Here is a 19,200-nt window from a genome sequence, read left to right as displayed (position 1 = left end):
GACGGTTGCAACCGAAGGCGAAATGTAGTGCAGCGGAAAGGGGCTGAAGCCCGAGTCCAAATACTTTATCTCTAAACTATTCATCACGATTGCGCGTTTCCCCTGAGTGCGCGACCACGAAAGAAACGGCCGCCACTATCGCCGCTTCGGGTTGATCGCGATGCGGGGAATGCCCGCAGCCCGGCAGCTCGGCGAGCTGGGTCTGCGGCAGCCGCTCGGCAATGGCCCGGATCTGACGCAGCGTCCCGTACTCGTCATCGATGCCTTGCATCGCAAGAATCGGGCAAGTGATGCCATCGAGTTCCGCCTCGATGTTCCATTGGCCGAAGGGCGGATGCAGCCAGATGCGGTTCCAGCCCCAGAAGGCCGAATCGGCGCTGTCGTGGTAGCGGCCCAGGCGCTGCGGAAAGTCGGTTTCCAGATAGGCGGCGCGCGCTTTCTCGATGTTCAGCGTCGTCACGTCCTCGACAAAGAGATGCGGCGCCAGCACCACCAGCCCGGCCACCCGATCCGGAAAGCGGGCCGCGTACAGGAGCGAGATGGAACCACCGTCGCTGTGGCCGAACAGCCAGGGGCGCTCGGCCGCCAGGCCGATGGCCTCGAAGAAGGCCGGCAATACCTCGTGCGCCTGGCGATGCATGAAGTCGACGTCCCAGACTTCGTCTTCGGCGCGCGGCGTGGAGCGACCGTAGCCGGGGCGCGAGAAGACGAGGCCGCGAAAGCCGCCGCGCTCGCACAGCTCGCGCGGAAAGTCCTTCCACATCGCCACCGAGCCCAGGCCCTCGTGCAGGAAGACCAGCAGCGGTGCGCCCGTGCGCTCGGGGGCGATGCGCTGGTATTCGATGCTGACCGTGCGGCCACGCCACGCGATGGAGGCGAACTCGCTGGAGAGCGTGGGAGTCATGCCGCCCGTTCCCGCTCGAGATCGCGCAGCTTGAAGCGCTGGATCTTTCCGGTGGCGGTCTTGGGCAACTCGTCCAGAAACTCGATGACGCGCGGGTACTTGTAGGGTGCCAGCCGCTCCTTGACGAAGGACTTGAGCGCTTCCTCGCTCACCGACTGGCCAGCCTTGCGCACCACGAAGGCCTTGGTCTTGGTCAGGCCGTCGGCGTCTTGCGTGCCGATCACCGCGGCCTCGAGCACGGCCGGGTGCTGCATCAGCGTGGCCTCCACCTCGAAGGGCGAGACGTAGATGCCGCTCACCTTGAGCATGTCGTCGCTGCGGCCGGCGTAGGTGTAGTAGCCGTCGGCGTCGCGCGAGTACTTGTCGCCGCTCTTGGTCCAGCCGTTCCTGAAGGTGTCGGCGGTCTTCTCCGGATTGGCCCAGTACATGACGGCGGTGCTGGGGCCCTTGATGTACAGGTCGCCCACCTCGCCCACCGGCACCGGCTGGCCGTCTTCACCGCGCAGCTCGATCTCGTAGCCGGGCACCGGCTTGCCGGTGGTGCCGTAGCGGATGTCGTCGGGCCGGTTGGAGATGAAGATGTGCAGCATCTCGGTGGAGCCGATGCCGTCGACGATGTCGCAGCCGAAATGCGCCTTGAAGCGCTGCGCCAGTTCGCCCGGCAGCGCCTCGCCGGCCGAGGAGCACATGCGCAGCGCCACCGCATCGCGCGAAGGCAGCGCGGGCGAGGCCAGCATGCCGGCGAAACCGGTGGGCGCGCCGAAGAACACCGTCGGCTTCACGGCGCCGGTCCAGCGCTTGAACACCGCATCGGGCGTCGGCCGCTCGGCCATCAGCACCACGGTGGCGCCGACCGACAGCGGGAAGGTCAGCGCATTGCCCAGGCCATAGGCGAAATAGAGCTTGGCGGCCGAGAAGCAGACGTCGTCTTCACTCAAGCCCAGCACCGGCTTGCCGTAGAGCTCGGCCGTCCACCAGGGACTGCCATGCACATGCACCGTGCCCTTGGGCCGGCCGGTGGAGCCGGAGGAATAGAGCCAGAAGGCGGCGTCCTGCGGCGTGGTGGCGGCGGCAGCCTCCATCGGCGCGCGGGCCGCGATGGCGGCTTCCAGATCCAGCATGCCGGCCGGCAGCTCGCCGACGGGCTGCGAGATGAAGGCCGTGCGAAGCGGGTGCGGGCCCTTCTGCATCGCCGCCTGCAGGGTGGGCAGCAGCGCGCCCGACACCAGCGCCGCCTTGGCTTCGCTGTGATTCAGCATATAGGCGTAGTCCTCGCTGGTGAGCAAGGTGTTCACCGCCACCGGCACCACGCCGGCATAGAGGCTGCCCAGGAAAGCCACCGGCCAGTCGCTGCTGTCGAGCATCAGCAGCAGCACGCGGTCTTCGCGCTGCACGCCGCTGGCCAGGAGGGCAGACGCCAGCTTGCGCGAGCGCTCTTCCAGCTGGCCGTAGCTGAGCGTGCCGCGATCGTCGATGTAGGCCGTCTTGCCGGCGCGCCCGCGGTTGAGCGCGAACAGGTGCTCGGCGAAGTTGAAGCTGTCGGGCAGGCTCATCGTGCGGCTTCCTTGGTGAATTCGATCTGCCCCTCGGGCAGCAGGTACAGGACGAGCGCCCTGCCCTGCGCCACCGTCGGGTAGTGCGCGGTGCCGGGGCCATAGACGCACCAGCCGGCAGGCCGGCCATCGAAGGTCGCCTCGCCCGCGATGGGCATGATCAGGTCGATTTCGCCGTTCGGGTGGCGATGGTGCGGGCCGGCGATGTCCTGCATGTCGACCACGTCGACCGAGAAGCGGTGCAGCGCGTCTTCTGCCTTGAACACGCGGCCGTAGCGAATGCCGCCGCCCTCGCGCTCGCACAGCCAGCCCTGTTGAACGCCGTCGATGCAGGCCTTCTTGAGCTGCAGGTAGCCGTCACTGCTGGCGCAGTATTCGGTGTTGAGCCAGTAGTCGAGCTCGTCGTCGAGCGGCCGGTCGGCGATCTGCGCGGTCAGCCGCTCGATCAGGCCGTGGAAATCTTGCTTGGACATCATGGGGCGCCTCGTGGTCCGTTTCTTTTTCCGTATGCTTGCGGCATTCGACTGCGTGCAGTATCTTGCCTGTGCACGAACCATAGACATCGACATCCAGAGTGTCAAGCAATATAGTGCATGATCGGTGTTAACCCCGATCAACCCGGAGCCATCAACCCAGACTCGGGTCCAACGAAAGCGCCCATGAATGAAAGAACCGACGACGCGCTGCTCACTGCCCCGACCGAGGGCAGCGAGCTGCCCGACGACGCCAAGAACCCTTTGCTGGTGACGCTGGGCGACCGGGTGCGCAACCTTCGCGCGCGCCGCGGCCTGACGCGCAAGGCGGTGGCGCAGGCGGCGGCCGTGTCCGAGCGCCACCTGGCCAACCTGGAATACGGCATCGGCAATGCCTCCATCCTGGTGCTGCAGCAGGTGGCCGGCGCCCTGCAATGCTCGCTGGCCGAGCTGGTGGGCGACGTCACCACCAGCTCGCCCGAATGGCTCCTGATCCGCGAGCTGCTCGAGGGCCGCGGCGAGGCCGACCTGCGGCGCGCCCGCGTCGCCATCGGCGAGCTGCTGGGCACCGCCGCCAACGACCCGGCGCGCGCCCGCCGCATTGCCCTGATCGGCTTGCGCGGCGCCGGCAAGTCCACCCTGGGCCAGATGCTGGCCGACGACCTGGACGTGCCCTTTGTCGAGCTCTCCCGCGAGATCGAGAAGTTCGCCGGCTGCAGCGTGCGCGAGATCCATGATCTGTACGGCACCAACGCCTACCGCCGCTACGAGCGCCGCGCGCTGGAAGAAACCGTGCAGATCTACGGCGAGGTGGTGATCGCCACGCCGGGCGGCATCGTCTCGGACCCGGCCACCTTCAACGAGCTGCTGGCCCACTGCACCACCGTCTGGCTGCAGGCCGCGCCCGAAGAGCACATGGGCCGGGTGCGGGCCCAGGGCGACACCCGCCCGATGGCCGCCAGCCGGGAAGCCATGGACGACCTGCGCCGCATCCTGAACGGTCGCGCCGCCTTCTATTCGAAAGCCGACATCACGGTCGACACCTCGGGCCGCGACCTGCCCGCCAGCTTCGAGCTGCTGCGCAGCAGCGTGCGCGAGAACATGGCCCGCGCCGGCACCGCTGCCTGAATTTGTAAAAGAACACTCTGAAGAGTTGACGCCGGCATCAACATGCATAATGATGCATATTCATCGCAGCAGCGATTGCATTATTTTTCTCATCAGGAGACCCGGCCATGACTGAAAGCAGCGCGTCAACCCCCCATGCGGTCGCCCGCGTCGACTACCGCGTCGAACCGGCGCAGTACCGCCACTGGAAACTGAATGTCGAAGGCAGCGTGGCCCGTCTGTCGCTCGACATCGCGGAAGACGCCGGCATCCGGCCGGGCTACAAGCTCAAGCTCAACAGCTACGACCTGGGCGTGGACATCGAGCTCGCCGACGCGCTCAACCGCGTGCGCTTCGAGCATCCGCAAGTGCGCTCGGTGGTCGTCACCAGCGGCAAGGACCGCATCTTCTGCTCGGGCGCCAACATCTTCATGCTGGGCGTCTCCAGCCACGCCTGGAAGGTCAACTTCTGCAAGTTCACCAACGAGACGCGCAACGGCATCGAGGATTCATCCAGGCACTCGGGCCTGAAGTTCCTGGCGGCCGTGAACGGCGCCTGCGCCGGCGGTGGCTACGAGCTGGCCCTGGCGTGCGACGAGATCCTGCTGGTGGACGACCGCTCCTCTTCCGTCTCGCTGCCCGAGGTGCCCCTGCTGGGCGTGCTGCCCGGCACCGGCGGCCTGACCCGCGTGACCGACAAGCGCCATGTGCGCCATGACCTGGCCGACATCTTCTGCACCAGCGTGGAAGGCGTCAGGGGCCAGCGCGCCGTGGACTGGCGCCTGGTGGATGCGATCGCCAAGCCGGCGCAGTTCGGCGCTGCCGTGCAGGAGCGTGCTGCCCAGCTCGGCGGCAAGAGCGACCGTCCCGCCAACGGCAAGGGCGTACAGCTCACCCGCATCGAGCGCGAAGACGGCGCCGACAGCCTGCGCTACGAACACGTCAGCGTGCAGATCGACCGCGCCCGCCGCACCGCCACGCTGACCTTGAAGGCGCCCACCGGCACGCAGCCCACCGACATCGCCGGCATCGAGGCCGCCGGCGCGGCCTGGTGGCCGCTCGCGCTGTGCCGCCAGCTGGACGACGCCATCCTCAATCTGCGCACCAACGAGCTGGACATCGGCACCTGGCTGCTCAAGACCGAGGGCGATGCCCAGGCCGTGCTGGCCAGCGACGCAACGATGCTGGCCCACAAGGACCACTGGCTGGTGCGCGAAACCATCGGCGCCCTGCGCCGCACGCTGGCGCGCCTGGATGTTTCTTCGCGCAGCTTGTTTGCGCTGATCGAAGCCGGTTCCTGCTTTGCCGGCACCCTGGCCGAACTGGCCTTTGCCGCCGACCGCGCCTACATGCTGGCCCTGCCCGACGCGCCCGAGCGCGCGCCGAAGCTCACGCTCAGCGAGATGAACTTCGGCTTCTTCCCGATGGTGAATGACCAGAGCCGGCTGCAGCGCCGCTTCTACGAGGAAGTGGAGCCGTTGGAAGCCGCCCGCGGCGCCATCGGCAAGGCCCTCGATGCCGACGCCGCCCTGGCCCTCGGCCTGGTCACCGCTGCGCCGGACGACATCGACTGGGAAGACGAGATCCGCATCGCCATCGAGGAGCGCGCCGCCATGTCGCCCGACGCCCTCACCGGCCTGGAAGCCAACCTGCGCTTTGCATCGAAGGAAAACATGGCCACCCGCATCTTCGGGCGCCTCACGGCCTGGCAGAACTGGATCTTCAACCGCCCCAACGCCGTCGGCGAGAAGGGTGCCCTCAAGGTCTATGGCACCGGCCAGAAGGCCGGCTTCGACTTGAACCGCGTCTGAACAACCACCGAGGAATCACGATGAGCTCGATCAACTACAGCGAGAAGATCCCCAACAACGTCAACCTCGGCGAAGACCGCACCCTGCAGCGGGCGCTGGAAGGCTGGCAGCCGAACTTCATCAACTGGTGGGACGACGTCGGCCCCGATGGCTCAACCAATTACGACGTGTACCTGCGCACGGCCGTCAGCGTCGATCCGCAGGGCTGGGCCCAGTTCGGCCACGTGAAGATGCGCGACTACCGCTGGGGCATCTTCCTGAACCCGGGCGATGCCAACCGCGAGATCCACTTCGGCGACCACAAGGGCGAGAAGGCCTGGCAAGACGTGCCTGGCGAGCACCGCGCCAACCTGCGCCGCATCATCGTGACGCAGGGCGACACCGAGCCCGCATCGGTGGAGCAGCAGCGCCACCTGGGCCTGACGGCGCCCAGCATGTACGACATGCGCAACCTGTTCCAGATCAACGTGGAAGAAGGCCGGCATCTGTGGGCCATGGTGTATCTCCTGCACAAGCACTTCGGCCGCGACGGCCGCGAAGAGGCCGAGGCGCTGTTGCAGCGCACCTCGGGCGATGAGAACAACCCGCGCATCCTGGGCGCCTTCAACGAGAAGACGCCGGACTGGCTGGCCTTCTTCATGTTCACCTACTTCACCGACCGCGACGGCAAGTTCCAGCTGTCGGCGTTGGCGGAATCCGCCTTCGATCCGCTGGCACGCACCACCAAGTTCATGCTGACCGAAGAGGCCCACCACATGTTCGTGGGCGAATCGGGCGTGTCGCGTGTGCTGGCGCGCACCGCGCAGGTGATGAACGAGCTGAAGACCGACGATCCGCAGAAGATTCGCGCGGCCGGTGCCATCGACCTTGGCACGATCCAGCGCTACCTGAACTTCCATTACAGCGTGACCATCGACCTGTTCGGCGCCGACCAGTCGAGCAACGCCGCCATCTTCTACAGCTCGGGCCTGAAGGGCCGCTATGAAGAAGGCAAGCGCGACGACGACCACATCCTGAAGGGCAACACCTACAAGGTGCTGGAAGTGCAGAACGGCCAGCTGGTCGAGAAAGAAGTACCGATGCTCAACGCCCTGAACGAGGTGCTGCGCGACGACTTCATCAAGGATTCGGTGGCCGGCGTCGGCCGCTGGAACAAGGTGCTGGAAAAGGCCAGCATCCCGACCCGCCTGGTGGTGCCGCATAAAGCCTTCAACCGCCAGATCGGCGCGCTGGCCGGCATCAAGATGTCGCCCGAAGGCCGCGTGGTGAACGAGGCGGAATGGACTGCCAAGAAGGCTGAATGGCTGCCCACGCCCGAAGACTTTGCCTTCGTGGCATCGTTGATGGGCCGCGTGGTCGAGCCGGGCAAGTTCGCCGGCTGGATCGCGCCGCCGGTGATGGGCATCAACCGCCAGCCCGTGGACTTCGAATACATCCGCTTCGGCTGATCGAACCGCGCGCTTCAGGGAGGCCCAAGGAGACAAACATGGACATGGCCGTCGTCAACGTGAGGGTGATCAAGCAGCACTTGATCGACCCCGAGATCTGCATCCGCTGCAACACCTGCGAGGCCACCTGCCCCGTCAACGCCATCACGCACGACGACCGCAACTACGTGGTGCGCGCCGATGTGTGCAACAGCTGCATGGCCTGCATCTCGCCCTGCCCCACCGGCAGCATCGACAACTGGCGCACCATGCCGGTGGCCAAGGCCTATTCCATCGAAGAGCAGTTGACCTGGGACGAACTGCCAGCCGAACTGACGCAGGAGCAGCTGGAAGCCGAAGGCGCCGGCGCACCGGTCGAGCTGCCGCCGCAACAGGCCCAGGCGGCCAGCACGGCCAGCGCGAACGAGCAGATCACCGAGCCCGAGCCCGGCACGGTGGCCTTCAACTCCGCCCAGTACGGCGCCACCACCCCACCCTGGTCGGCCGCGCACGCCTACACCAACCTCTACCCGCCCAAGAGCCCGACCACGGCCACCGTGGTGGGCAACTTCAACTGCACCGAGACTGGCTTCGAGAACCAGACCCACCACATCGTGCTGGACATGGGCGCCATGCCCTTCCCGGTGCTGGAAGGCCAGTCGATCGGCATCATCCCGCCCGGCGTGGACAGCAACGGCAAGCCGCACTTCGCGCGCCAGTACTCCATTGCCAGCCCGCGCAACGGCGAGCGGCCGGGCTACAACAACATCTCGCTGACGGTGAAGCGCGTCACCTCCGACCACCAGGGCCGTCCGGTGAAGGGCGTGGCGTCCAACTACGTGTGCGACCTGCAGGTGGGCGACAAGGTGCAGGTGATCGGGCCCTTCGGCTCGAGCTTCCTGATGCCCAACCACCCGAAGTCGCACATCGTGATGATCTGCACCGGCACCGGCAGCGCGCCCATGCGCGCCATGACCGAATGGCGCCGGCGCCTGCGCAAGAGCGGCAAGTTCGAGGGCGGCAAGCTGATGCTGTTCTTCGGCGCGCGCACCCAGCAGGAGCTGCCCTACTTCGGCCCGCTGCAAACCTTGCCCAAGGATTTCATCGACATCAACTTCGCCTTCTCGCGCACGCCGAGCCAGCCCAAGCGCTACGTGCAGGACGCCATGCGCGAGCGCGCGGCCGACCTGGTCGCGCTGCTCAAGGACGGCCAGAGCCACTTCTATGTGTGCGGCCTGAAGAGCATGGAAGAAGGCGTGGTGCTGGCGCTGCGCGATGTGGCCGTGGATGCCGGGCTGGACTGGGACCAGGTGGGCGCCGCGCTCAAGCGCGAGGGGCGTCTGCATCTCGAGACGTACTAGTCCCTAATCCGCAAAAAAACGAGTCCTCGTGAAATTCGCCGAGTTCCATCCCGGGCAGGTCATCGAGGCCGGCCCGTATGTACTTGGCGAAGAAGAGATCCTGGCCTTTGCAACGCGCTATGACCCGCAGTGGTTCCACACCGATCCCGATGCGGCGGCGGAAGGACTGTTCGGCGGGCTGATTGCCAGCGGCTGGCAAACCTGCGCGATTGCGATGCGGCTGGTCGCCGACGCGGCGCTGGCCGGATCGGAGTCCTTTGCATCGCCTGGGCTTCGTTATGTGAAGTGGCCCAATCCGGTGAGGCCTGGGGATGCGCTGCGCCTTCGGGCCGAGGTGCTGTCCGCGCGCCGGTCGGACAGCAAGAAGACCCTGGGGATCCTGGAATGGCAGTGGGTGCTGTTCAACCAGCACGACGCGGTGGTGCTGGACCTGGTGGCGACGAGCCTGTTTCGCCTCAATGACCATTGAGGCGTGAGGCGCGCGAGCAACGCGCCCCTTGACCTTCCCATCATGGAAGGGTCGAAACTACGCCACAAGAGCGAACAGGAAAGAAGGCACCATGCAAGAGTACACCTGCCCGATGCACCCGCAGGTGCGCCAGATGGGGCCGGGCCATTGCCCCATCTGCGGCATGGCGCTGGAGCCCGTGGTGGCGACGGCCGAGATGGGCGAGAGCCCCGAGCTGCGCGACATGACCCGGCGCATGTGGATCGGCGCCGCGCTGACCCTGCCGGTCTTCGTACTGGAGATGGGTGGACACCTGTTCAACATCCACCATCTCATCGCCCAGCAAAACTCGAACTGGGTGCAGCTCCTTTTCGCGACGCCGGTCGTTCTGTGGGCTGGGTGGCCCTTCTTCACCCGCGCGGCCGCGTCCGTGGAGCACCGCAGCCTGAACATGTTTTCGCTCATTGCGCTGGGGACGGGCGCGGCGTGGCTCTACAGCATCGTCGGCACGCTGGCGCCGGGTCTTTTCCCTGCCGCGCTTCACACGCAAGACGGCGCGGTGGCGGTCTATTTCGAAGCCGCCGCGGTCATCACGGTCCTCGTGCTGCTGGGCCAGGTGCTCGAGTTGCGTGCGCGCGAAAAGACCTCGGGGGCCATCAAGGCGCTGCTCGGCCTGGCGCCGAAAACGGCGGCCAAGGTCAAGGCCGACGGCTCCGACGAGACGGTGCAGGTCGACGCCATCCAGGTCGGGGACCTGCTGCGCGTGCGGCCGGGCGAGAAGGTGCCGGTCGACGGCGAACTCACCGAGGGCAAAGGCAACGTCGACGAGTCGATGGTGACAGGCGAACCGATTCCGGTGGCCAAGGCGGCCGGCTCCAAGCTGACCGCGGGCACGCTGAACCAGACGGGCGGCTTCGTGATGCGCGCCGAGAAGGTGGGCGCGGACACCCTGCTCTCGCAAATCGTCCACATGGTCGCGGCGGCGCAGCGCAGCCGCGCACCCATCCAGCGCATGGCCGACCAGGTGGCGGGCTGGTTCGTGCCGGTCGTCATCCTCGTGGCCGCGCTGACCTTCGTGGCGTGGCTCGCCTGGGGTCCCTCGCCGGCGTTCAGCTACGCGCTCATCGCTGCCGTGGCCGTGCTCATCATCGCCTGCCCCTGTGCGCTGGGCCTGGCCACGCCGATGTCCATCATGGTGGGTGTCGGCAAGGGCGCACTGCACGGCGTGCTCATCCGCGACGCAGAGGCGCTCGAGCGCATGGAGAAGGTCGATACGCTGGTGCTCGACAAGACCGGCACGCTCACCGAGGGCCGGCCGAGGGTCGTGCACATCGAGCCCGCCAACGGATTTGGCCGCGAGGACGTCCTGACGAAGCTCGCCAGCGTGGAGCGGGCCAGCGAGCACCCCCTGGCCCTGGCCATCGTGAATGACGCGCTGGAGCGCAAGCTCGCGTTGTCGCCGGTCAGCGATTTCGACTCGCCGGTCGGAAAGGGTGTGGTCGGCACCGTGGACGGCGCCCAGGTGGTGTCGGGCAGCAGCAAGTTCCTGGCCGAGCATGGCATCGAGGTCTCGAGCCTGGATGCGTCGGCGGAAGAACAACGCTCGAAGGCAGCCACGGTCATCTTCGTCGGCGTGGGCGGCCAGTTGGCCGGCTTCGTCGCCATTGCCGACCCCATCAAGGCCACGACGCCGCAGGCGCTTGCGAGCCTGAAGGCCGCCGGCATCCGCATCGTGATGCTCACGGGCGATGGCAAGACCACCGCCGAGGCGGTCGGCCGGGAGCTGGGCATCGACGACGTGGTGTCCGAGGTGTTCCCCGAAGACAAGGCCGCCGTGGTCAAGCGCTTGCGCGACGAGGGCCGCATCGTCGCCATGGGCGGCGACGGCGTCAACGATGCGCCTGCCCTGAGCGCGGCTGACGTCGGCATCGCGATGGGAACCGGCACCGACGTCGCGATGGAAAGCGCGGGCATCACGCTGCTCAAGGGCGACCTCATGGGCATCGTCCGCGCCAGGACCCTGTCTCGCGCCGTCATGCGCAACATCCGGCAGAACCTCTTCCTGAGCTTCGCCTACAACGTGGCCGGCATCCCGCTGGCAGCCGGCGTGCTCTACCCCTTCCTCGGCCTGCTGCTCTCGCCCGTCGTTGCGGCCGCGGCGATGGCGCTGTCGTCGGTGAGCGTCATCGCCAACTCGCTTCGGCTGCGCGCGGTGAAGGTGGATTGACCACCCATTAGCAACCAGCGCCGATGAAGTTCCTGCCGCGGGGGCCGGTCAGCGCGTGCGCGATCATCTGTTGCGCCTGCTCGTCGCTCACGCCGTAGTCGGCAAAGCGGGTCTTCACGCCCAGCGACTCGATGAAGGCCGCCAGCCGCCGCGGCGCGTCGTCCAGCCGGCCCAGTGCGCGCTCCAGCACGCCGTCCCGGTCCGTCCGCCGGCCGATGGCACGCTCCAGCACCATCGGCAGCGGGAAAGAGCAGGCAATGCCGTGCGGGAGGCCGTAGCGCAAGGTCATCTCGTAGGAGATCGAATGCGCGAGCGCGGTGCGGGTGTTGGAGAAGGCCATGCCGGCCTTCAGCGCCGCCAGCGCCATCCGCCCGCGCAGCGCCAGGTCGCCGGGCCGCTCGATCAGCCGCGGCAAGGCATCCAGGATCTCGTGCACGGCGGCGACCGCGAAGGTGTCGGACACCGGATTCGCATTCACGTTCCAGATCGACTCCAGCGCATGCGACAGCGCATCCAGGCCGCTTTGCAGCGTGACGGGCGCTGGCAGCGACAGCATCAGCTCTGGATCGATCAGCGCCACCGTGGGCCAGGTTTCCTTCAGGTGCAGCGAATGCTTGAGTTGCCGCCCGCGGTCCCAGAGCGTGGCCCAGGGCGTGACTTCGCTGCCGGTGCCGGCCGTCGTTGGCACGGCGATCAGCGTCTTCACCCGCGCCGGCACAAAGGGCTTGCCGCTCGCCAGGGCCGTCACCAGGTCGTCGAAGCGGCCGCTTTCCGTGCCGACCATCAGCGCCTTGGCGGTGTCGATGGCGCTGCCGCCGCCGACCGCGACGATCACCTCGACGTCGCGCTGCGTGTGCCAGAAGGCCTCGTACTGCGCGTGCAGCTCGGCCACGTCGGGGTTCGGCCGGATGTCGTCGATCACGCCGTCCAGCCGGTCGCCCAGCAGCCCGAGGATGCGGCCCACCAGGCCGAGCATGTGCGCCTCCGGAAAGGTCACCAGCAGGGCGCGGCGCTCGCCCACCAGTTTCGGCAGGGACGACAGGGCCCCTGCCCCGTAGATGCTGCGAACGGGGTTGAAGTACTCGTGAGACATGGCGGACCTCTAGCGCGGTGGCGCCACGACGCGGGTGGTGCTCATCAGCGGCTCCCCTTCTGGATCCAGGCGCGCAGCCGGGTGGAGGCGTAGTCGGCCGCCATCACCATCGCAATGATCACCAGGATGCAGGTGGCGGTGTCCTGGTACTGGAACAGCTTCATGCTGCCCACCAGCTCGAAGCCGATGCCGCCGGCGCCCACCATGCCGAGCACGGTGGCCTGGCGCAGGTTGGTTTCGAAGCGGTAGAGAATGACCGCGATCCAGGCCGTGATCACCTGCGGCAGCACGCCGAAAATGATGATCTGCACCGGCCCGGCACCGGTGGCGCGCAAGGCCTCGATCGGGCCCTGGTCGATCTCCTCGATCGACTCGGAAAAGAACTTGCCCAGCATGCCCGCGCCATGCACCGCCAGCGCCAACACCCCGGGAAAGGGCCCAAGGCCCACGGCCGCCACGAACACCAGCGCCAGGATGATTTCGTTGATGCCGCGGGTGACGTTGAAGATCTGGCGCGTGAAGTGGAACACCGCCATGTTGGGCGTGAGGTTGCGCGCCGCGAAGAAGCACACCGGCACGGCCAGCACGATGGCCAGCAGCGTGCCCCAGATCGCGATCTGCACGGTCTCGATGGCGGGCACGATGAGTTTGTCGAGAAAGCCCAGGTTGGGCGGCACCATGCGCGACAGGAAGTCGCCGATCCACGGCAGCCCCTTGCGCAGCTCGCTGAAGCTGACCTGGCTGCCCCGGGCTGCCCACCAAAGCACCGCGATGAGCGCGGCGCCGATGCCGATGCGCGGCCACCAGCCGAGCGGGCCACTGGGCCGCGCGACCAGCAACGAATAGGGTCCGAAATTCATGGTCACGCCTCCTCGAGTGCAAATTGATGCAGCGCCGGTTCGGCCATGCCGGCCGATGGCGAACTGCGTCGGGCATCGCCCTCGTCCAGCCCCGGATAGATGCGCTGCAGCGCGGCATCGCTCAACTCGTCAGGCCGGCCTTCGAACACGACCCGCCCGGCCGACACGCCGACGATGCGTTCGCCGAACTCGCGCGCGTAGTCGATCTGGTGCAGGTTGCACACCACCGTGATGCCAAGCTCGCGGCTGGCCTGCTTCAGGTAGCTGAGCACGGTGCGCGATGTCTTCGGGTCGAGACTGGCCACCGGCTCGTCCGCCAGGATGATCTTGGGCTGCTGGGCCAGCGCGCGCGCAATGCCCACGCGCTGCTTCTGGCCGCCCGAGAGCGTGTCGGTGCGCAGTTCCGCCTTGTCTTCCAGCTCCACACGGCGCAGGCACTCGCGGGCAATCGCGATGTCCTTGCACGGAAAGACCTGCAGCCACGACAGCAGCGAAGGCATCGCGCCCAGGCGCCCTGTCAGCACGTTCTTCTGCACCGACAGGCGCGGCACCACGTTGTAGTGCTGGAAGATCATCGCCACCTGGCAGCGCAGCTTGCGCAGGCTGGCCGAGTCGCCGGCGACGCGCTGCCCGTCGATGAAGATGTCTCCGCTGGTCGGCTCGGCCAGCCGGTTGATGCAGCGAAGCAGCGTCGACTTGCCGGCGCCCGAGGGGCCGAGCACGACGAGGAATTCGCCGGGGGCGACGTCGAGGTCGATGCCCTTGAGCGCCTCGAACTCGCCGTAGCGCTTGATCAGGCCACGGATCTTGATCACTTCATCTTCCTCAGGTCGAGGTTGAGGGTTTTGGCCGTCTCACGAATGATGCTGTAGGCGGCGTCGTTGGTCGGGTGGAAACCGTTGAGCAGGCCCTGGTCGGACCAGGGGATGTCCTTCACTTCAAGGAAGGCAGCCTGCACGCGCTTCTTCAGGGCCGGGTCGAGGTCCTTGCGCCACACGGTGGGCGACTCGGGAATCGGGTCGGAGGTCCACACCACGACCAGGTCTTCGCGCTTGGCCAGGCCCTTGGCGATGGCCGCGTCGAGGATGCGATCGGCAATGGCCACCGCGTCGATCTTCTTGTTCTGCACCGCCACCGCGTTGGAATCGTGCGAGCCCGAGAAGATGACGCGGCCGAAGTCCTTGTCCGGGTTGAAGCCGGCCTTGATGAGGCCGGCCTTCGGGAACAGGTGGCCCGAAGTGGAGCTCGGGTCCACGAAGGCGAAGGTCTTGCCTTTCAGGTCGGCCACGGTCGTGATGCCGCTGTCCTTGCGCGCCACGATGAGCGAGTGGTAGGAGGTGCGCCCGGCCTTCTTGGTCTCGGCCACGGCAAAGGCCTCGATGTCGGCCACCGTGGTGCCCAGCACGTAGGAGAAGGGACCGAGGTAGGCGACGTCGAGGCGCTTGGAGCGCAGGGCCTCGATCACGCCGTTGTAGTCGGCCGCCACGAAGGGCTTGACCGGCATGCCGAGCGCCTTGGACAGCATGTCCATCATCACCTGGCTGTTGGCGATCATGGCACGCGAGTCTTCGGAAGGAATGAGCCCCACCGTCAGCACGTCGGCCGCCTGTGCGGCGCCCGGCGTCAGGGCGACCCACGGCGCGCTCAGCAGCGCCGGGGCGGAGGCTAGGAGGGATCGCCTGGTGAAGTTCATGGTGTCTGTCTCCTGGAGAGATATGAAAGTCGGCCTCGATGTTCGTCGCCGGCCGCAAAAAGCCCGTGACGCCTGGCCGCACTTTCCTACCCGGGTTGCTATTTGGCAAATCCAAATATCTGCACCGATGTATTGATTCACTCTATATTTCGACCGGGATAACACGGAGCGTTTTCGTCATGCGCCTGACACAGTTACGGTCCTTCCATGCGGTGGCCACGAGCGGCAGCTTTACCCGCGCGGCGCAGGCCTTGCACGTGAGCCAGCCCACGGTCACCACGCAGGTCCGCCAGCTCGAAGACCTCTACCAGGTCGAGCTTTTCCATCGCACCGGGCGGCGCGTGCGCCCGACCGAGATCGGCGAGCGCCTGCTGCAGCTGTCGCGCCAGATCTTCGGGCTGGAGACCGAGGCGGTGCAGTTGCTGCGCGACGCCGGCGAGCTGCGCTCGGGCCACCTGCGCGTGGCGGCAGTGGGGCCGTCGCACGTGACGAAGATGCTGGTGGCCTTCAACCAGCGCTACCCCGGCGTGCAGGTCACCGTCAGCACCGGCAACTCGCAGGACGTGCTCGACCGCCTGCTCGACTACAGCGCCGACGTGGGGGTGCTGGCGCAGGTGTTCAAGGACAAGCGCTTTGTCTCGGTGCCCTACAGCGAACACCCGGTGGTGATCTTCTGCTCGGCAACGCACCGCTTCGCGCGCCGGCGCAGCATTCGCACCGCCGAGCTGCAGGGCGAGCGGCTGATCCTGCGCGAGCCCGGCTCCACCACCCGCAAGGCGATCGAATCGGCGCTCAAGGCCGCCAAGGTGGAACCACAGGTGGTGATGGAAGTGGCCAGCCGCGAGATCATTCGCGAGGCCGTGGTGCAGGGCGTGGGCGTGGCGGCCGTGTCCGAGGTCGAGTACGTGCCGGGACCCGGATTGCACGCGGTGCGCATCAGCGATGCGCAGGTGCGCACCTTTGCGCATGTCGTGTGCCTGGCGGAGCGCCGCGAGATGCGGATGATCCGGACCTTCTTCGAGGCGATCGGGATGGAGGGCTGAATTGGGCGCCCAGCGACCTTGGTTCGCAGACCGCCTTGTTCCACAATCAGGGGCCGAAGAGAACGAGGTGCCTCATGAACGAACCCTCCGACACTGCGGAAACTGGGCCGAAGAAGGAGCGGCGCGAGCTGTTGCACCGTATCTGGGCCGTTGCGGCGGTCAGCGTGGCGTCCGGCAGCGCGACGTTCATCGCCTGTGGCGGAGGCTCCGGCGGCCAGACCACATCGGCCGCTGCGACTGGCGCTGTACCCGGCCCTGCCCCGGCGCCTGGTGCTGATCCCGCGATGCCGGCAGATCCTTCGTCACCACCGCCCCCACCTCCACCCGCACCCGGAACGGCGCCGGCCCTCGGCGCCCACGCGCTCAGCTTCAACCGTGATGAAGTGTCGACCCCGGCGCTGGTCGCTTCCGGCCTGTCCACGAGCACGAGCGGAAGCACCCTGCTGGCCTGCGTCGGGCGGGGTTTGTTTTCTGCCGACATCCCGACGGACAGCGCGGGCAATGTCTTCGTCCAGCTCGGCGTGTCCCACACCTACGCCCTTTGGCCAAAGTCAGGCACGGCCTTGTTTGCCTGCGAGAAGGCCCAGGGCATGGCCGGTCACGTGGTCAGCGTGGTGAAACCCATCATCACCGATGAAACGACCATGAGCGTCGTCGAGGTCACCGGTGGCGGCCTCGTGCGCGACGTGCAGTGGCGCGAGGTGCTGTCGGGCCAGCCCCTGACCAGCGCCAGCGTCACCACCACCGGTCCCGCCGTGCTCGTCGCATGGTGGTGGGGTGATGCAGGCGTCGAGGAGAACAAGACGGCCGTCGCCGACAACGGCTTCACGGTGATCGATTCGATACTCGAATCGGGCTCGCTGGTGCAGTGCGCCGTCGCCGTCCGGCAGGTGGGCGCAGCCGGCAGCTACAACGTGACCTGGACCGCAACGCCGCAGCAAGGCGCGCAGCTCTGGCTCGTTGCCGTGCAAGCCGCCTGAGGCGACCTCGGCCGTTTGGAAAGGCAAGATTCTTGCGCCTTAGTCAAAATTGCTGACCGCGCCCGGTGCAGCCCTCAGGGACTGGGGAGGCGATATGGCATGCTCCGGCCGGCCCGCAGTCGGCCACGAGCGGCCGGTGACGAGTGGCAGGTATCGGGAAACGAAAGGTGAAGTGAGCACCGCCGGCCGACACTAGACTCGACGACGCCATCCTCGCGGAGAGCCATCTTGAGGCCTTGACGGTGCTAATCTCGGCCGATGTCAGTGCCGTATATGCTGGGGCCTCCGAGCTGCTTCACACGCTGTCAGCGGGCTTCGCCTGCTTCCGCACTCGGGTGAACTCAAACGTTCGGCCCTGCGGAAGGATCTATTCTGTCGCATGATGGACCGACGTTCTTTCATCGGTAGCCTGGCGTTCGGAGCTCTTGCGGGCCCCGGCATTGTCTGTGGCCAACCGGGACGGAAGCTCTACCGGGTCGGGATCCTGGGTACTTCGTTTCACACGGCCTCCGAGCTGGCCGGGCCCCGGCCCAAGAGTCCCTTCGTAGGTGCGCTCCTCAGTGGACTGCGTGAGCTCGGCTACGTCTATGGGGAGCACTTCGTCACCGAGACCCGTGCGGCCGAGGGCAAGGTCGAACGGTTCCCCAACCTCGCTGCCGAACTCGTCGGTCTCAAGGTCGACGTGATCGTCGGCCCCGGACCCGCGCTGCCTGCGCTCAAGCAGGCGACGTCGACGATTCCCGTCGTGATGGTTGCCGCTGCGGCCCCCGTGACGCAGGGGCTCGTCCCGAGCCTCGCACGGCCGGGCGGGAACTTCACCGGGTTGAGCCTTCAGCTGACGGAGACGACCGGAAAGCGGCTCGAGCTCCTCAAGGAGCTGGCTCCAGGTCCGGCGCCGGTTGCGATCCTCTGGGATCGGCTGGCGGCGGCTGGCGAGGGGGCCTGGGAGCAGGCTCAATCGGCTGCTCGCCAGCGGGACTGGGCGGTGGTCTCCTTCGACATCCGGAAGTTCGCCGGAAAGATCGAGGTCGCGCTCAAAGCGGCGAGTGAAGCGGGGGCTGGCGCGCTCCTCGTGCAGCCGAGCGCGCTCATGGATCAGAACGCGGCGAAGATCGCTGAACTGGCTGTCCGCCACCGGCTCCCCGCCATCTACGGATGGCGATGGTATGTCGACGCTGGCGGGCTGATGTCCTACGGTGCGGACGTCATTGACATGTGGCGGCGTGCGGCCGTCTTCGTCGACAAGATCTTGAAGGGGGCCAAGCCGGCCGACCTCCCCGTGGAGCAGCCGACGAGGTTCGACCTGGTGGTCAACGTCCAGGCCGCGAAGGCGATCGGGCTGACGATCCCGCCGTCGCTGCTCTGGCGCGCGAACGACGTGCTGCGGTAGGCTCCCCACAAGGCCAGCGGGGACCATGCTGGCTTCGAACTTCACGCTCCAGCGGACCACGGGCTCGCGCAGCTCGCCCATGGCCGCTGAGCTTGCGCGTTACGGCTGAACGGCTGCTGTCAGGCAGCGAATTTACGGCTTTGAATGTCGGCTCGGGGCCCCATACCGGCTGTGTACGCCGTGGCCCAAAGCGGGCGTCGCGGCCGGGGTCAATCTGCGCAACCGACGCTACTTTCACTACTGGCGAGCCCTGCACGCGCGCAGCGCGGTGCTTCTACCAGCATTTACTTCTCCGGCATAGCCGAAGAATGATGGCTAGTGATCAGCCACCGACTACCGTCCCATTTGTAGGTGTACGTGTACCGCGCCTTGACGACAGCGCCCGTCTTGGCAAAGGTAAAGGTATACAGACCAGCATCCACGGCCGTGGTGCAACCGAGCTCTATGGTTCTGGAGTCGATGCGACCGAACGGCTTGTCTTGAAGAAAGTGCTCGAAGTAGTCTTGCTTTTGCGCCGCATTGAGACGCGGTGTGTTGGATACAGTGGCAAGCAAAACGGATTTATCCGCGTAGTTTGCAACCACCTTGCGCGGGTCGCCGGTTTGCAATGACTGGTTCCAGCGGTCAAACAGCGCGGCAACCTCCTGCTCGCTGGTTGCCTTGCAGGTTTCAGTTCTTGCAGATGTGGAACCCAGTGGATTCGAGGCGCAACCCCCGAGCAGGGTGCCCGCGGCCAAAAGCGAAAACACGGCAGCTTTCTTCACGGACGCTCCTTTCCGGTCTGCAACTCGACCGTACCAACATAGGGTGGATGCCTAACGCATGCCGAT

General features: G+C 66.7%; 17 protein-coding genes. 9 read left to right on the top strand and 8 right to left on the bottom strand.

The genetic code is table 11. From position 1 onward, the window contains the following. Positions 1 to 76: 76 nt before the first annotated feature. The 3 genes from ACIPRI_RS23595 to ACIPRI_RS23585 are packed head-to-tail and all read right to left on the bottom strand — an operon-like array spanning position 77 to position 2,933. On the bottom strand, positions 77 to 904 hold the full coding sequence (locus tag ACIPRI_RS23595) for an alpha/beta fold hydrolase (protein WP_446623932.1): 828 nt from the start codon (positions 902 to 904) through the stop codon (positions 77 to 79). Then, positions 901 to 2,457, bottom strand: a complete 1,557-nt coding sequence (locus ACIPRI_RS23590) for a benzoate-CoA ligase family protein (protein ID WP_446623931.1) — start codon at positions 2,455 to 2,457, stop codon at positions 901 to 903. Before ACIPRI_RS23590 ends, ACIPRI_RS23595 begins: the two co-directional genes overlap by 4 nt. Beyond that, positions 2,454 to 2,933 (bottom strand): 4-hydroxylaminobenzoate lyase, encoded by a 480-nt coding sequence (locus ACIPRI_RS23585; RefSeq protein WP_446623930.1) that lies wholly within the window; start codon positions 2,931 to 2,933, stop codon positions 2,454 to 2,456. The genes ACIPRI_RS23590 and ACIPRI_RS23585 overlap by 4 nt, the downstream gene beginning before the upstream one ends. Positions 2,934 to 3,116: 183 nt before the next feature. On the opposite strand from ACIPRI_RS23585, the gene ACIPRI_RS23580 reads away from it, so the two are divergent. The 6 genes from ACIPRI_RS23580 to ACIPRI_RS23555 all read left to right on the top strand — a co-directional run bounded on the left by ACIPRI_RS23580 (position 3,117) and on the right by ACIPRI_RS23555 (position 11,311). Continuing rightward, complete coding sequence (locus ACIPRI_RS23580; RefSeq protein ID WP_446623929.1) at positions 3,117 to 4,058, top strand: helix-turn-helix transcriptional regulator; 942 nt, start codon at positions 3,117 to 3,119, stop codon at positions 4,056 to 4,058. Between the two features lie 107 nt (positions 4,059 to 4,165). Next, entirely contained in the window at positions 4,166 to 5,848 is a 1,683-nt protein-coding gene (gene boxC / locus ACIPRI_RS23575) for a 2,3-epoxybenzoyl-CoA dihydrolase (RefSeq protein WP_446623928.1), read from the top strand. A 20-nt stretch (positions 5,849 to 5,868) separates the two neighbouring features. After that, on the top strand, positions 5,869 to 7,296 hold the full coding sequence (boxB, locus tag ACIPRI_RS23570; RefSeq protein ID WP_446623927.1) for a benzoyl-CoA 2,3-epoxidase subunit BoxB: 1,428 nt from the start codon (positions 5,869 to 5,871) through the stop codon (positions 7,294 to 7,296). Positions 7,297 to 7,334: 38 nt separating this feature from the next. Next, complete coding sequence (boxA, locus tag ACIPRI_RS23565; RefSeq protein ID WP_446623926.1) at positions 7,335 to 8,636, top strand: benzoyl-CoA 2,3-epoxidase subunit BoxA; 1,302 nt, start codon at positions 7,335 to 7,337, stop codon at positions 8,634 to 8,636. A 28-nt stretch (positions 8,637 to 8,664) separates the two neighbouring features. Then, positions 8,665 to 9,105 carry a MaoC family dehydratase gene (locus ACIPRI_RS23560; protein ID WP_446623925.1) on the top strand — a complete coding sequence of 147 codons (441 nt, stop codon included), beginning with the start codon at positions 8,665 to 8,667 and terminating at the stop codon, positions 9,103 to 9,105. Between the two features lie 91 nt (positions 9,106 to 9,196). Continuing rightward, complete coding sequence (locus ACIPRI_RS23555) at positions 9,197 to 11,311, top strand: copper-transporting P-type ATPase (RefSeq protein WP_446623924.1); 2,115 nt, start codon at positions 9,197 to 9,199, stop codon at positions 11,309 to 11,311. Between the two features lie 7 nt (positions 11,312 to 11,318). On the opposite strand, the gene psrA is transcribed toward ACIPRI_RS23555, so the two are convergent. Genes psrA through phnD form a run of 4 tightly spaced genes read right to left on the bottom strand, consistent with a single transcriptional unit; the run spans position 11,319 to position 14,957 of the window. Next, entirely contained in the window at positions 11,319 to 12,404 is a 1,086-nt protein-coding gene (psrA, locus tag ACIPRI_RS23550) for an iron-containing alcohol dehydrogenase PsrA (RefSeq protein ID WP_446623923.1), read from the bottom strand. 44 nt (positions 12,405 to 12,448) lie between these two features. After that, positions 12,449 to 13,264: a phosphonate ABC transporter, permease protein PhnE gene (phnE, locus tag ACIPRI_RS23545; RefSeq protein ID WP_446623922.1), complete on the bottom strand. Its 816-nt coding sequence runs from the start codon at positions 13,262 to 13,264 to the stop codon at positions 12,449 to 12,451. Between the two features lie 2 nt (positions 13,265 to 13,266). Beyond that, the gene (gene phnC / locus ACIPRI_RS23540) at positions 13,267 to 14,079 is read right to left on the bottom strand and encodes a phosphonate ABC transporter ATP-binding protein (protein WP_446623921.1); all 813 of its coding nucleotides are present in this window, start codon (positions 14,077 to 14,079) and stop codon (positions 13,267 to 13,269) included. Further along, the gene (gene phnD, locus ACIPRI_RS23535; protein ID WP_446623920.1) at positions 14,076 to 14,957 is read right to left on the bottom strand and encodes a phosphonate ABC transporter substrate-binding protein; all 882 of its coding nucleotides are present in this window, start codon (positions 14,955 to 14,957) and stop codon (positions 14,076 to 14,078) included. The genes phnC and phnD overlap by 4 nt, the downstream gene beginning before the upstream one ends. A gap of 179 nt (positions 14,958 to 15,136) precedes the next feature. Between phnD and ACIPRI_RS23530 the strand changes: the two genes are divergently transcribed. The 3 genes from ACIPRI_RS23530 to ACIPRI_RS23520 all read left to right on the top strand — a co-directional run bounded on the left by ACIPRI_RS23530 (position 15,137) and on the right by ACIPRI_RS23520 (position 18,370). Beyond that, positions 15,137 to 16,000 (top strand): LysR substrate-binding domain-containing protein, encoded by an 864-nt coding sequence (locus ACIPRI_RS23530; RefSeq protein WP_446623919.1) that lies wholly within the window; start codon positions 15,137 to 15,139, stop codon positions 15,998 to 16,000. 74 nt (positions 16,001 to 16,074) lie between these two features. Beyond that, positions 16,075 to 16,980 carry a hypothetical protein gene (locus ACIPRI_RS23525; protein ID WP_446623918.1) on the top strand — a complete coding sequence of 302 codons (906 nt, stop codon included), beginning with the start codon at positions 16,075 to 16,077 and terminating at the stop codon, positions 16,978 to 16,980. A 379-nt stretch (positions 16,981 to 17,359) separates the two neighbouring features. Beyond that, complete coding sequence (locus ACIPRI_RS23520; RefSeq protein ID WP_446623917.1) at positions 17,360 to 18,370, top strand: ABC transporter substrate-binding protein; 1,011 nt, start codon at positions 17,360 to 17,362, stop codon at positions 18,368 to 18,370. Positions 18,371 to 18,654: 284 nt separating this feature from the next. On the opposite strand, the gene ACIPRI_RS23515 is transcribed toward ACIPRI_RS23520, so the two are convergent. Continuing rightward, positions 18,655 to 19,134 (bottom strand): SgcJ/EcaC family oxidoreductase, encoded by a 480-nt coding sequence (locus tag ACIPRI_RS23515; protein ID WP_446623916.1) that lies wholly within the window; start codon positions 19,132 to 19,134, stop codon positions 18,655 to 18,657. Between the last annotated feature and the right edge of the window lie 66 nt (positions 19,135 to 19,200).

Source organism: Variovorax sp. LARHSF232 (assembly GCF_052871435.1).
The sequence above is the reverse complement of the archived record's forward strand: the minus strand, read 5'-3'. Positions and strand labels throughout refer to the sequence as shown.